General features: G+C 33.8%; 14 protein-coding genes. 13 read left to right on the plus strand and 1 reads right to left on the minus strand.

Features of this window, described 5'->3' with window-relative positions:
- Window positions 1-277 (plus strand): transposase (locus B3I31_RS08760; protein WP_291087929.1); only part of this gene is annotated, 277 nt, incomplete at its 5' end.
- A gap of 322 nt (window positions 278-599) precedes the next feature.
- Here B3I31_RS08760 and B3I31_RS08765 read toward each other — a convergent pair.
- Window positions 600-743, minus strand: a complete 144-nt coding sequence (locus B3I31_RS08765; RefSeq protein WP_185144204.1) for a hypothetical protein — start codon at window positions 741-743, stop codon at window positions 600-602.
- A gap of 1,262 nt (window positions 744-2,005) precedes the next feature.
- Between B3I31_RS08765 and B3I31_RS08770 the strand changes: the two genes are divergently transcribed.
- The 12 genes from B3I31_RS08770 to paaD all read left to right on the plus strand — a co-directional run bounded on the left by B3I31_RS08770 (window position 2,006) and on the right by paaD (window position 14,548).
- Complete coding sequence (locus B3I31_RS08770) at window positions 2,006-3,163, plus strand: homogentisate 1,2-dioxygenase (RefSeq protein WP_221855015.1); 1,158 nt, start codon at window positions 2,006-2,008, stop codon at window positions 3,161-3,163.
- A 213-nt stretch (window positions 3,164-3,376) separates the two neighbouring features.
- Window positions 3,377-4,507 carry a 4-hydroxyphenylpyruvate dioxygenase gene (hppD, locus tag B3I31_RS08775; protein WP_286500594.1) on the plus strand — a complete coding sequence of 377 codons (1,131 nt, stop codon included), beginning with the start codon at window positions 3,377-3,379 and terminating at the stop codon, window positions 4,505-4,507.
- Between the two features lie 145 nt (window positions 4,508-4,652).
- On the plus strand, window positions 4,653-5,441 hold the full coding sequence (locus B3I31_RS08780; RefSeq protein ID WP_291062426.1) for a phosphatase PAP2 family protein: 789 nt from the start codon (window positions 4,653-4,655) through the stop codon (window positions 5,439-5,441).
- 129 nt (window positions 5,442-5,570) lie between these two features.
- Window positions 5,571-6,830 (plus strand): dihydrolipoamide acetyltransferase family protein, encoded by a 1,260-nt coding sequence (locus B3I31_RS08785; RefSeq protein ID WP_291087932.1) that lies wholly within the window; start codon window positions 5,571-5,573, stop codon window positions 6,828-6,830.
- Window positions 6,831-6,835: 5 nt separating this feature from the next.
- Complete coding sequence (locus B3I31_RS08790; RefSeq protein WP_291087935.1) at window positions 6,836-8,890, plus strand: alpha-ketoacid dehydrogenase subunit alpha/beta; 2,055 nt, start codon at window positions 6,836-6,838, stop codon at window positions 8,888-8,890.
- A gap of 117 nt (window positions 8,891-9,007) precedes the next feature.
- Window positions 9,008-10,345 (plus strand): phenylacetate--CoA ligase family protein, encoded by a 1,338-nt coding sequence (locus B3I31_RS08795; protein ID WP_221855025.1) that lies wholly within the window; start codon window positions 9,008-9,010, stop codon window positions 10,343-10,345.
- A 4-nt stretch (window positions 10,346-10,349) separates the two neighbouring features.
- Window positions 10,350-10,922, plus strand: a complete 573-nt coding sequence (locus B3I31_RS08800) for a TetR/AcrR family transcriptional regulator (RefSeq protein WP_038335706.1) — start codon at window positions 10,350-10,352, stop codon at window positions 10,920-10,922.
- A 1-nt stretch (window position 10,923) separates the two neighbouring features.
- Window positions 10,924-12,006: a 1,2-phenylacetyl-CoA epoxidase subunit PaaE gene (paaE, locus tag B3I31_RS08805; RefSeq protein ID WP_286496253.1), complete on the plus strand. Its 1,083-nt coding sequence runs from the start codon at window positions 10,924-10,926 to the stop codon at window positions 12,004-12,006.
- A gap of 22 nt (window positions 12,007-12,028) precedes the next feature.
- Entirely contained in the window at window positions 12,029-12,994 is a 966-nt protein-coding gene (gene paaA / locus B3I31_RS08810) for a 1,2-phenylacetyl-CoA epoxidase subunit PaaA (RefSeq protein ID WP_286496254.1), read from the plus strand.
- A 4-nt stretch (window positions 12,995-12,998) separates the two neighbouring features.
- Complete coding sequence (paaB, locus tag B3I31_RS08815; protein ID WP_038335709.1) at window positions 12,999-13,286, plus strand: 1,2-phenylacetyl-CoA epoxidase subunit PaaB; 288 nt, start codon at window positions 12,999-13,001, stop codon at window positions 13,284-13,286.
- Window positions 13,287-13,289: 3 nt separating this feature from the next.
- Window positions 13,290-14,066, plus strand: coding sequence for a 1,2-phenylacetyl-CoA epoxidase subunit PaaC (paaC, locus tag B3I31_RS08820; protein ID WP_286496255.1), 777 nt, complete (start codon window positions 13,290-13,292; stop codon window positions 14,064-14,066).
- Entirely contained in the window at window positions 14,060-14,548 is a 489-nt protein-coding gene (gene paaD / locus B3I31_RS08825; RefSeq protein WP_286496256.1) for a 1,2-phenylacetyl-CoA epoxidase subunit PaaD, read from the plus strand. The genes paaC and paaD overlap by 7 nt, the downstream gene beginning before the upstream one ends.
- Window positions 14,549-14,552: the final 4 nt, after the last annotated feature.

Raw genomic sequence — 14,552 nt, forward strand, 5'->3', positions numbered from 1 at the left:
TTTGTTTACATCACACAATATAAAGCTGGAAGTTCCTATGAGAACAAATCAAAAAAACTATAAAGATCAGCCTTTTGTAATACGCAAATACAGAAAAAGGATAGAAACGTTATTCTCTCAACTCTGTGACCAGTTCATGATTAGACGTAATTACGCTAAAAGCTTTTTAGGCTTTAAAACAAGGATACTATCTAAAATACTCACGCTTACTATTATTCAAACAATAAACAGAAACCAAAATAGAAATATTAACAACTTAAAAATTAATATTATCTAAATGCACTACGGGTAGAAAAGTAATATTTTATGTCATAGAAAAAAAAACTATAAAAAATGATTACTTTTTCTTATTGCAAAATTTCAAGTACTTTCTTCTAAAGTTGTAATAAATATAGAAAATTCTAAAGCTACATCAGATATTAATCCTTCTTATAATGATAATAAAACAATTGATAGAGTAATTGTTCAACGATTAAAGTAAGAAGAATTATGATCAAAAATAGTCTATATTAAAAATAGTAATAAGTAGCAATTTTATATATTATAGCCCCTTATTAAGCAAAAGTTGGAAAAATAATTAACGTTATAAAAAAATATCTCTAAAGTTTATCTGTTAGATTAAGCTCCTTTTTAAGTGCTTTTGGTAGAATTCGGATAATATACTTTTCACGCCAGTTGACACCAATCACTGTTCCTACTTTTCCTGAGAATCCGCTAAGTATTCCTATTTTTATTTCGGCCATAATCTTAATTTTTTTATATTATTTAACAGTGAGTTAGTGGGGTAATATATTGGTTTTGAGGTTTTAAGATGCGATAGCTAGTATATGCCATTAATAACCGCTATTGTCCATTTTTGTCCAGTATGAAGGAGAGTAGAAAAAAGATGAAAAACATAACTTTCCTTTATTAGAGAGGGTTTGAAGCAAAAATGATAAGATTAGAAATAGTGTTTGTTCGAGTGTGCTTCGATAAAGGTTCGGAAAAATTGGGTGTTTTGTCGAATAATGGTCGAATGAATTTTGAACAAAATAGGGGTAAAGTAAAAAAAATAAATAGATTTTTATATGAAAGAGCAGTTGTTTTCTGATACTGTTGTTTTGGGATTATTTTTGTCTTTTGTGTAAAACCTTTATTTTTTTACTAGATAGCTATAGTGTATTTCAGTTTGATTTTCAAAATATGGATTTATATAAATTTTGATGTAATTATTTTACTTATTAAATAAAATAGTCATTATGAAAATCATAATAACTCATGAATAAAAAATGAATGAAATATAGTTTTGAAAAACGAGAATAATCTTTCTATCACTTTTTTATGAGCAAAAAAGTAATCAAAAAACTCTTGGCTGTAAACCTCTCTACTAAAAATGTTCTCATTTCACTAAAGATTTTAAAAACCCTACGGGCTAAAACCTTTTTTACGTTTTATTCAATCATTTTCTTAACGTGTGAGTTTTAATGCCAGTTTCTTAATTCTTTTTCAATATTCAAATTCATTTTAACAACGAGTTCTAAAACCGTCATTGCTGAAGAGTCGAGCGTCAATTCGGCGTAGTGAGCGTTAAAAATGATTTATGTTCGCATTTCATATGCGAATGTTCTAAAGCATTTAGTGAGTAGTCGTTATTGACCGACTTGTAGGCACGGACTTGATTTTTTTGGTTCGCTTTGGATCAAGCCAAAATTAATCTAATTCAATAATGCACTACGGGTTATATGTAGTTTTTTAAAGATATTGAAAATAATTGTTGTAAAGCATTTTTTAGTAAGGTATTTTGTACAATCAAAAAATGTTTCTATCTTTGAGATAGCCACAGAAAAGAAATGCAAACAATTAAAGAAAATATTAAACCTTTATTTGTTGGAATGAATAAGCAAACTTCTGCTTTACTTTCCAAAATTGTATTTGCTCAATATTCACACTAGAATATTGCAGATTATTTGTTGACGAATTTCGTCATCTATATCCCTTTTCATCAAAATAACAAACAAAATACGATATGCCACTTTATCATCATTTGGGAGAATTCCCACAAAAGCGACATACGGTATTCCGAAAACCAAATGGAGAATTATATGCAGAAGAATTAGTTTCTACGCATGGATTTTCGAGTACGTATTCCAATGTTTACCACTGTTATCCACCAACTTTGGTAAAAGCGATTAGCGAACCTTATTCGGTAGAGCCAAAAATTGCCCGCGCAAAACATTTAAAACATACCTCTTTAAAAGGTTTTAAAGTAGAACCTACCAAAGATTATTTAGAATCTCGTGTACCAGTTTTGGTTAACAATGATTTGCATATTTCATTGGCTGCGCCACAAGAATCGATGACTGATTATTTCTACAAAAATTCGATGGCGGATGAAGTAATTTTTATACACGAAGGTTCTGGAGTTTTAAAAACTGGTTATGGACAAATTGAATTTGAATATGGAGATTATTTAGTGATTCCACGTGGAATTATTTATCAACTTCATTTTAATGATTCTAATAACCGATTGTTTATTACAGAATCATTTAGCCCAGTTGAAACACCTCGTCGTTATCGCAATCATTTTGGACAATTAATGGAACATTCGCCTTTTTGCGAGCGTGATATTAAACGTCCTCAAAATCTTGAAACAAATGATGAACACGGAGATTTCAAGATTATGATCAAAAAAGAAGGATTAATTTATCCTTACGTTTATGGAACTCATCCTTTTGATTTTGTAGGTTGGGATGGTTATCATTATCCATGGGCTTTTTCTATTCATAATTTCGAGCCAATTACAGGGCGTATTCATCAGCCACCACCTGTTCATCAAACTTTCGAAGGTGCAGGTTTTGTGATTTGTAGTTTTGTTCCGCGTCTTTTCGATTATCATCCAAATGCGATTCCAGCACCTTATAACCATAGTAATGTCGATTCTGATGAGATATTATATTATGTGGATGGAGATTTTATGTCGAGAAAATCGGTGGAGAAAGGACAAATTACATTACATCCAGCAGGAATTCCGCATGGTCCACATCCTGGTACAGTTGAAAAATCAATTGGAGCGAAAGAAACACACGAATTAGCGGTGATGATTGATCCTTTCCGTCCATTGATGTTAACTGAACAAGCGTTAGAAATAGAAGATCCAGATTATTATAAATCTTGGCTTTATTAAAAGTTATGAGTTATGAGTTATGAGTTATGAGTTGCGCGATTTGTCATCGTGAACTTGTTTCAATATCTCATAAGTTAATTTGAAGAAAAGCTGGAATAAATTAAGCTTGGCGTAACTGTCATTCTGAGCTTGTCGAAGAATCTAAATAATTATAGTAAAACTTAATACATTTTACTTTTTACTGAATACAATAAAATAAAAAACACAATAAAAATGAGTACACAAACATTTGCTGAAAAAATAGCATTAGCACAAGACTTTCTTCCAATTAATGGAACCGATTATATCGAGTTTTATGTTGGTAATGCAAAACAATCTGCACATTATTACAAAACAGCTTTTGGATTTCAGGAAGTTGCGTATGCTGGCCCAGAAACTGGAGTGAGAGATAGAGCTTCTTATGTTTTACAACAAGGGAAGATTCGTTTGGTATTAACTTCTGGTTTAAAATCAGATTCTCCAATTTGTCAACATGCAATGAAACATGGTGATGGAGTTAAAATTTTAGCACTTTGGGTAGATGATGCGTACGATGCTTTTGAGCAAACAACGAAACGTGGAGGAAAACCTTATATGGAACCAACTACGATTACAGATGAGTTTGGTGAAGTAAAAATGTCTGGAATTTATACATATGGTGAAACCGTGCATATGTTCATCGAACGTAAAAATTATGAAGGTCCTTTTATGCCAGGCTATGTGAAGTCTGAATCAACATATCAACCAACAGATTGTGGTTTATTGTATGTGGATCACTGTGTTGGTAATGTGGGTTGGAATCGTATGAACGAGGCGGTTGCTTGGTACCAAGATGTAATGGGATTTGTAAATATTTTGTCGTTTGATGATAAACAAATCAATACGGAATATTCAGCATTAATGTCGAAAGTGATGAGTAACGGAAATGGTTATTCAAAATTTCCTATTAATGAGCCTGCAGAAGGTCAAAAGAAATCTCAAGTTGAAGAATATTTAGATTTTTACGAAGGAGAAGGAGTGCAGCATATTGCAGTTGCAACTAAGGATATTGTAAAAACTGTGACAGAACTTAAATCTCGTGGAGTAGAGTTTTTATCTGCGCCACCAGAGGCTTATTACGATATGATTCCAGAACGTGTGGGTGAAATTGATGAGGATATTAAGAAGTTACAAGATCTAGGAATTTTGGTTGATTGTGATGAAGAAGGTTATTTGTTACAAATTTTTACGAAACCAGTCGAAGATCGTCCAACATTATTCTACGAAATTATCGAGCGTCATGGAGCCCAATCGTTTGGAGCAGGTAATTTCAAAGCATTGTTCGAAGCCTTAGAAAGAGAGCAAGAACGTCGAGGAAATTTATAAATAGATATTTTTTTTAAAGCCATTGGATTATTTCTAATGGCTTTTTTCTTAATCAAATTTTAAGTTTTGTGTAAGGAGGTTTCAAATACATTTGTTCAATAAAATGAATGTGAAAATGAACCAAATTAAAACAAAAACGATAGTCATGAATTGTGTATTACTTTCAATATTTTCGATAAAAGGAAATGCACAAGATACAATTCAGCAAACTAAAACCGATTCTATTCAACTTGATTCTATTCCAAAGCAAACATTTAATCCAGAAGATAAAGTTTATCATTTCAACGCCAAAAAGTTGATTATTCCTGCGACTTTAATTACATACGGAAGTTTGAGTTTGGCAATTCCAGCATTGGATAATTTAAATAAATCTACTCAAAACGAAATTTTAGAAGATAAAACAAAAGGAAATAAATATGATAATTATACACAATATTTACCTGCAGCGGCGGTTTATGGATTGAATTTGGCTGGCGTTCAAGGGAAACATAATTTACGAGATCGTACAATAATTTTTGCAGCTTCTCAAATCATCAATACAGGTTTGGTAATGGGACTAAAGCACGCTGTGCAAGAGGAAAGACCCGATGGTACAAACAATCTTTCTTTTCCTTCTGGACATACGGCAAATGCGTTTTCTACGGCTCAATTTATGTTTCGAGAATACCAAGATTCTAATTTTTGGTTGAGTTTGGCTGGATATCCTTTGGCTGCTTTTACGGGTGTTTATCGTGTTATCAATAATCGCCATTGGGTTGGAGATGTTGTTGCTGGAGCGGGAATAGGAATTTTATCGACGGAATTGGCGTATTGGTTATTTCCTACGATTAACAATTGGTTTTATCCAAAAAATAAAGAATCAAAAGTGGCGACAATGGTTTTTCCTGTTTATCAAAATAATCAAGCTGGAGTTGGTTTGGTGATGAGGTTTTAATAGGTATGAGTTTTGGATAATGTAATAGCTACACTAAAAAAGGAAAATTTCAATGAATATTTCAACTAACATTCATTAGTTTTTATAAAAAATGATTATATTCAACGCTCAAAACTGCAAACAAATAAAATGAAGAATATAGAACTAACGATTCCAAAATTGGGAGAAAGTGTTGAGTCTGTACAGTTGGTTCGTTTTACAAAAAACGTTGGTGATTTCATTCATGAGGATGAAGTAATTGCCGAAGTTTCGACGGATAAAGTAGATTCTGATGTGCCTTCTACAACTGCTGGAAAAATTATTGAGTTTAGATTTAATGAAGGAGATGAGATAAAAATAGGAGAAGTTTTCGCTTTAATTGAGCCTTCAGAAACTCAACAACAATCAGCTCAAAAAACTGAAAATGTTGAAGAAAAAAAGATTGAAACTGTTACAATTTCACAAACTATAAATTCAATCGATACAAATCAATTTTTATCACCTTTGGTAAAAAGTATTATTCAAAAAGAAAATCTTCAATCAACTGATATTTCACAAATAAAAGGTTCTGGACGTGATGGAAGAATTTCGAAAAATGATGTAATGAATTATATTCAAAATAAATCATTTACAACTAATAATTCAAGTAATACTTTAAGTCAAAATAATATAGTTTCAAGTTCTTCTTTTGGAGCGAAAGATGAAATCATTGAGATGGATAAAATGCGTCAAGTGATTTCGAAACACATGAAAAAGAGTAAACAAACTTCGCCTCATGTGACGGCTTATGTTGAACCTGATGTAACGAATTTTGTGAAATGGCGCGAAGAAAATAAAGCTCCTTTTGAAGCAAAATACAAACAGAAATTAACGTTTACGCCGTTAATTGTAGATTGTGTTGTACGAGCAATTAAAGACTTTCCTATGATTAATGTATCAGTTGATGAGACTGAGACTAAAATAATCAAACACAATGAGATAAATATTGGAATTGCAACGGCTTTACCAAACAATAATTTGATTGTTCCTGTTATTCATCAAGCCAATGAATTAAATTTAGAAGGTTTAGCAAAAGGTGTAAATTCAATTGTAGATAAAGCAAGAAATAATAAACTTTCGCCAGATGATGTTCGTGGAGGAACGTTCACAATAAGTAATGTGGGGACTTTTGGTAATTTGATGGGAACGCCAATTATCAATCAACCTGAAGTGGCAATTTTAGCGACTGGTGTGATCAAGAAAAAACCTGCGGTTTTAGAAACTGAATTTGGAGATATTATCGTAGCAAGACAATTTATGTATTTGTCACTTTCGTTTGATCATCGTGTGATAGACGGATCTTTGGGAGGTGTTTTCTTGAAACGAATTTCAGATTACATGGAGAATTGGGATGTTAACACGCAAATTTAATCAGAATGGAAACCACATTATCAACAAGAACATTACTTAAACAAGCATACGAATTATTGGTTACTGCAAAATCTTTAACCGAATTATACGAAGAAAATAAAGCTGTAACAAGCAAATATGTACACGCAACAGCGCGTGGACACGAAGCAATTCAAATTGCAACAGGATTACAATTATTACCACAAGATTATTTAAGCGCTTATTACCGTGACGATGCAATGTTACTATCAATCGGAATTACGCCTTATGAATTGATGCTGCAATTATTAGCAAAACGCGACGATATTTTTTCTGGAGGAAGAACCTATTATTCTCATCCAAGTTTGCGTCGTGATAATATGCCGAAAATTCCACATCAGAGTAGTGCAACGGGAATGCAAGCGATTCCAACAACGGGAATTGCGATGGGAATGCAGTACAAAGAATTAGAAGGTCTTTGTGACGAAGATGTAAAACCAATTGCGGTTTGTTCATTAGGAGATGCGTCTTGTACAGAAGGCGAAGTGGCAGAAGCTTTCCAAATGGCAGCACTGAAACAATTGCCAATTTTATATTTGGTTCAAGATAACGAATGGGATATTTCTGCATCGGCAGATGAAATTCGTGCGCAGGATATCGCCCATTATGCGAAAGGTTTCAAAGGTTTAGAGGTTTTTGTGGTTGATGGAACGGATTTCTTGGCTTCTTTTGAAACGATTCAACGTGCAATTGAAATTATTCGTACAGAACGTCGTCCGATTTTGGTTCATGCAAAAGTTCCTTTATTGAATCATCATACATCTGGCGTTCGCAAAGAATGGTACAGAGATGATTTAGAGGAAGCACAATCTCGTGATCCTTACGAAAAATTAAAGGATACATTATTAAATGAAGGTTTCGATGAAATTGATTTAATCGAAATTGAAAATAAGATAAAAGAACAAGTTCAGGCTGAATATCAAGAAGCGTTAAAAGCAGAAGATCCTCATCCCGAAGATTTATATACGCATGTTTTTGCGCCAACACCGATTAACGAAGAAAAAGGAAATCGTTCACCAGAAGGAAAAGAAAAAACAGTAATGGTAGATTCTGCATTATTTGCGATTCGCGAATTGATGGCAGAACATCCAGAAGCTTTATTATATGGACAAGATGTAGGATTGCGTTTGGGCGGAGTTTTTCGTGAAGCAGCAACTTTAGCAAAACAATATGGTAAAAATCGTGTATTTAATACACCAATTCAAGAAGCGTTTATAATCGGATCTACAGTTGGAATGTCTGCAGTTGGCTTAAAACCAATTGTTGAGGTGCAATTTGCAGATTATATTTGGCCAGGTCTTAATCAATTGTTTACAGAAGTAGCGCGTTCTAATTACTTATCGAATGGTAAATGGCCTGTTTCGATGATTTTACGTGTGCCAATTGGTGCGTACGGAAGTGGAGGCCCTTATCATTCAAGTTCTGTAGAAAGTGTTTTGACGAATATTAAAGGAATTAAAATTGCGTATCCATCTACTGGAGCGGATTTGAAAGGTTTGATGAAAGCAGCTTATTACGATCCAAATCCTGTGGTAATGCTAGAGCACAAAGGGTTGTATTGGAGTAAAATAAAAGGAACAGAAGATGCTGCGACAGTTGAGCCGGACGAAGATTATGTATTGCCTTTTGGTAAAGCACGTGAAGTTTTAACGGCTGAATCTTCTCAAAATCATAATTCTGTTTCGATTATTACATACGGAATGGGAGTGTATTGGGCAAAACAAGCGGCAAAGGGTTTTCCTAATCAAGTCGAAATTATCGATTTAAGAACTTTAGTTCCGTTAGATGAAGAAACAATCTTTAATAGTGTAAAAAAACACAATCGTTGTATTGTTTTGACAGAAGAAGCGAAGCAAAACTCTTTTGCACAGAGCATTTCAGGCTTAATTAATGAAGAGTGTTTTGAGTATTTAGATGCACCAATTCGTGTGTTAGGAGCGCAAGATATGCCAGCAATTCCATTAAATTCGACTTTAGAAACAGAAATGTTACCAAATGCAGAAAAGTTAAAGGTGTTGATTAATAATGTTTTATATTATTAATTAGTGTGATAGTTAATTATAATTGTAAATTTTACACCAAAAAAACTAACGTTCGTTAGTTTATGTTAATTTTTTGATTAAATTTGTTGTTATCAAAAATCAAAATCTGCAAAAATTATGATATTTAATCCCGAGATAGAACAAATGCCAATTGAAAAATTGCGCGTTCTTCAAAACGAAAGACTTCAAAACATGTTACAAAAAGTGTACAACAATGTACCTTTTTATAAAGAAGCATTTGATGCGGCTGGAATAAAACCAGAAGACATCAAAGGTGTTGAAGATCTACACAAATTACCTTTCACCAAAAAAACACATTTAAGAGAGAACTATCCGTTCGGATTATTTGCAGAACCAAAGAGCAACGTAATCCGTTTACATTGTTCAAGCGGCACAACAGGAAAACCAACTGTTGTAGGTTATACCAAAAATGACATCGAATTATTTTCAGAAGTAGTAGCACGTTCTTTAGCGGCTTCTGGATGCGAACCAGGAATGACATTACAAAATGCTTATGGTTATGGTTTGTTTACAGGAGGTTTGGGATTACATTATGGAGCAGAAAAGTTAGGAATGACAGTTGTTCCTATTTCTGGTGGAAATACTGAAAAACAAATTATGTTGTTGAAAGATTTTCAGGCTGATGCGATTTGTGCAACACCATCGTATGCATTAACAGTAGCTGAGGAAATCAAGAAAAGAGGCGAATCATTAGAAAGCTTAAATCTTAAGTTTGCTATTTTAGGATCAGAACCATGGTCAGAAGCATTACGCCAAGAAGTAGAAGGAAGTTTAAACATCAAAGCTTCTAATATCTATGGATTGAGCGAAATTATCGGACCTGGTGTATCTAATGAAGATTATGAAGAGCAAGGAACAGGATCTTACATTTGGGAAGACCACTTCTTTCCAGAGATTGTAGACGAGAAAACAGGTGAGCCTGTGCCTTATGGACAACCTGGAGTTTTAGTGATTACAACGTTAACAAAAGAAGCTTTACCATTGGTGCGTTATTGGACGGGAGATATCACAACCCTTACGTACGAATATTCTAAGAAAAGAACGCATATCAAAATGGGACCAATTATTGGTCGTGCAGATGATATGATGATTATTAGAGGTGTAAATTTCTTTCACACACAAATCGCTGATTTTATTCCAGAATTTCCAGAATTATCGCCAAATTATCAAGTAGTTTTAACAAAACCTAAAAATATGGATGCTGTAGAAGTTGGATTTGAAATTAATCCTGACTATTTTGCAAGCCAAGGTTTCACTTGTGATAATTTGAACGACGAATCTAATCATGCATGTTGCAAATTAATCTCTAATATTCACAAAAAAATTAGAGACAATATTGGATTAGGAATGAATGTTAAATTGTATCAAGTTGATGAACTTCCGAAAAGTGAAGGAGGAAAATTAAACCGAATCATCGATAACAGACATTTATAAATATATGCCTAAACAAAGTAAAAAAGAACTGATTATTCAAGAAGCTGCCTTAATCTTTAAACAAAAAGGTTATTCGGCAACATCAATGCGCGAACTGGCTGAAAAGGTTGGAATGGAAGCGGCAAGTTTATACAATCACATTCGTTCGAAGGACGAAATTTTAGAAGAGATTTGTTTTAAAGTTGCTAATCAATATGTTTCTCACATTAGCTCGATCGAAGATACAAACGAATCAAATGTTCAGAAATTGAGAGATTTAATTCAATTGCATGTCAGAATGATTATTGATGAGCCAAACGAAGTTTCTGTTGCAAATAATGATTGGAAAAATCTTTCGGATACGAAAAAGGATTTGTATAAAACAATTCGAAAAGGATACGAAAAAAGAATCGCTAATCTTATCAAAGCAGGAATTGCAGCAGGCGAATTTAAAGACTTGAATGTTTCGGTTGCTTTATTTACTTTATTATCATCATTACGTTGGATAGAATTGTGGTACAAACCTGGACGAGATATCTCACCAGAGCAATTAGAAAATGACTTAATGACACTATTAATTAACGGATTTCAAAAATAATATGGCTATAAATTTTCACCAATTACGCGTTAAAAATGTAAAAAAGGAAACACCAGATTGTGTATCCGTTACATTTGAAGTGCCAGAAGAATTAAACCAAGAATTCAAATTCAAACATGGTCAATATTTAACGTTTAAGAATTTTCACAATAACGAAGAAATTAGACGTTCTTACTCAATTTGTTCAAGTCCTTTGGATAATGAATTAAGAGTTGCTGTAAAGAAAATTGAGGATGGAATTTTCTCGACATTTGTTAACGATACAATCAAAGTTGGCGATGTTCTTGATGTAATGACTCCACAAGGAAATTTCTTTACAGAAGTACACGAAGACAACAAAAAATTATATGTAGGAATTGTGGCGGGATCTGGAATTACACCAGTACTTTCTATCATCAAAACAGTTCTACAAACAGAACCTAACAGTCAATTTGTACTGTTATATGGAAACAGAAACAAAGGTTCGATTATTTTTAAAGAAGAAATCGAAGCATTAAAAAATAGATACATGGAACGCATTAGCGTTTACAATATCTTGAGTCGTGAAACGGCTGATGCTGAGATTTTGAGTGGTCGTATTGATAAAGCAAAAATTGAATATTTCTTGCAAAATATGATCGATCCAAAAGAAGTAAGCGAAGTTTTCCTTTGTGGTCCAGAAGAAATGATTTTAAGCGGTCGTGACGCTTTTGTAGAAGCAGGAGTTGATGCAAAACATTTGCATTTCGAATTATTCTATAGTGCATCTGCAGAAGCGAAAAAGGTAGAGCGTCAAAAAGCTGTAAAACAATCAGACGATACAATGAGTAAAGTAACCATCAAATTAGATGCAACAGCTTTACAGATTGATTTGGGTTACAATGGCGATACAATCTTAGATGCGGCTTTACAAAACGGAGCTGATTTACCTTATGCTTGTAAAGGTGGTGTTTGCGCAACTTGTAAGTGTAAAGTAGAGAAGGGTGAGGTAGAAATGGACATCAACTACTCACTTGAGCCAGATGAATTAGAAAGAGGATTTGTATTAGCGTGTCAAGCGCACCCTCGTTCTGCAGAAGTCGTGGTAGATTTTGATGCCAAATAATCAACTTTAAAAACGTTTAGAAATGAGTGCAAAAGAAATTGATTTTCAAGAAATCTTCGATAATAAGATTGAAAATGAAGTTCGTATCGAACCAAAAGACTGGATGCCAGACGCATACCGTAAAACATTAATCAGACAAATCTCTCAACATGCTCACTCAGAAATTGTTGGGATGTTACCAGAAGCAAACTGGATTACAAGAGCGCCTTCATTAAATAGAAAGAAAATCTTATTAGCGAAAGTTCAAGACGAAGCTGGTCACGGATTATACTTATATTGTGCTGCTGAAACATTAGGTGTTTCCCGTATTCAAACATTAAATGATTTACATTCAGGTAAAGCTAAATATTCATCAATCTTCAATTATCCAACCCTTACTTGGGCAGATATCGGAATGATTGGTTGGTTGGTAGATGGAGCTGCGATTCTGAATCAAGTTCCATTATGTAGAACTTCTTACGGACCTTATGCTCGCGCAATGGTACGTGTTTGTAAAGAAGAATCTTTCCACCAAAGACAAGGTTACGAAGCATTAGTGGTATTATCAAAAGGAACACCAGAACAAAAAGCGATGTTGCAAGATGCAATGAATCGTTGGTGGTGGCCTACATTAATGATGTTTGGACCAAAAGATGAAGAATCATCAAACTCAGAATTATCAATGAAATGGAGAATCAAACGTTTCTCGAATGACGAATTACGTCAACGTTTCGTGGATATTTCTATTCCTCAAGCCGAATATTTAGGATTAACTATTCCAGATCCAGATCTAAAATTCAATGAAGAAACAGGTCACTACGAATTCGGAGAAATTGATTGGGAAGAATTCTGGAATGTTGTGAAAGGAAACGGTAAATGTAACAAACAACGTTTGGATGCTCGCCGTAATGCTCACAACGAAGGAGCTTGGGTTCGTGAAGCTGCAATAGCTTACCACGAAAAAAGAAAACAAAGAGAATTAGAAAAAGAACAACGCAAAAACGCATAAAAAGATGGAAAATAGAGATTGGCCTTTATGGGAAGTATTCATTAGAAGTAAACAAGGGTTAGACCACAAACACGTTGGGAGCTTACATGCTGCTGATGCTACAATGGCACTAGAAAATGCACGTGATGTTTATACGCGTCGTTTAGAAGGTGTAAGTATTTGGGTGGTAGAATCTGCTAATATCCATGCTTCTAATCCTGATGAAGCAGAACAATTTTTTGATCCTGCAGAAGACAAAGTTTACCGTCATCCAACTTTTTATGATGTACCAGAAGAAATTAAAAACATGTAATTTATGACAAGTACAGTTTATCAAAACAATCAAAATTACATCGATTTTATCTTGCATTTAGCGGATACAAATCTAATTTTGGCACAACGTTTATGTGAATGGTGTGGTCATGGTCCAATTTTAGAACAAGACATTGCAATGTCTAATATGGCGTTGGATTTATTAGGTCAAACTTCTAATTATTATAACTATGCGGCTGAAATGATCGGAAATGGAGCAACTGAAGATACGTTAGCAATGTTACGTGAAGAGCGTGAATATAAAAACTTATTGTTGGTTGAATTACCAAACGGACATTTCGGAGACACAGTTGCACGTCAATTCTTTTACGATTCTTACCATGCGTTATTGTTAGAGCAATTTTTGAAAGTAAAAGATCTTAAATTACAAGCCATCGCTGAAAAATCATTGAAAGAGGTAAAATATCACTTAAAATGGTCATCAGAATGGATGATTCGTTTAGGAGATGGAACACAAGAATCTCACGATAAAATTCAGGAAGCTGTAAACAATATTTTACCTTATGTAAAAGAAGCATTTTTATTAGCACCTTACCAAAAAGCTTTAGTTGAAGAAGGATTAATTTCAAGCCCAGAAGAATTTCAAGCAACTTGGTTAGCAAATGTAAAAGCAATTTTAGACGAAGCGACAATCGAAGCTGATGTAGAAAATGCGTTTGTACAAAAAGGAGGTAAAGAAGGTCTTCATACAGAGCATTTAGGATTTATCTTAACAGATTTACAATATTTACAAAGAACTTATCCAGATTCGCAATGGTAACCGAAAAAGAAATTTGGCACTACATGGAGGAAGTCGCTGATCCAGAAATTCCTGTAATTAGTGTAATCGATCTTGGTGTTGTGCGTAAAATTGAATTAATTGACCAAGAAAGTGTCAACGTTACAATTACGCCAACCTATTCTGGATGTCCTGCTATGAGTGCAATTTCAATTTCTGTTCGTTTAAAATTAATCGAAAAAGGATTCAAAAATATCAATGTCATTAATCAGTTGAGCCCTTCGTGGTCAACTGATTGGATGACAGAAGAAGGAAAGCAAAAAATGAAGGCTTATGGAATTGCGCCTCCAACTAAAAATCCTTCGAGCGATGAGCTCTTTTCAGACGAACAAAATGTAGAATGTCCACAATGTGGCTCTACAGATACCAGACTTATCAGTCAATTTGGTTCTACGGCCTGCAAAGCTATGTATCAATGCAATAGTTGCCACGAACCATTTGATTATTTCAAATGTCATCACTAAAAAA

The organism is Empedobacter sp. UBA3475 (assembly GCF_002378465.1).
Taxonomy (GTDB): domain Bacteria; phylum Bacteroidota; class Bacteroidia; order Flavobacteriales; family Weeksellaceae; genus Empedobacter; species Empedobacter falsenii_B.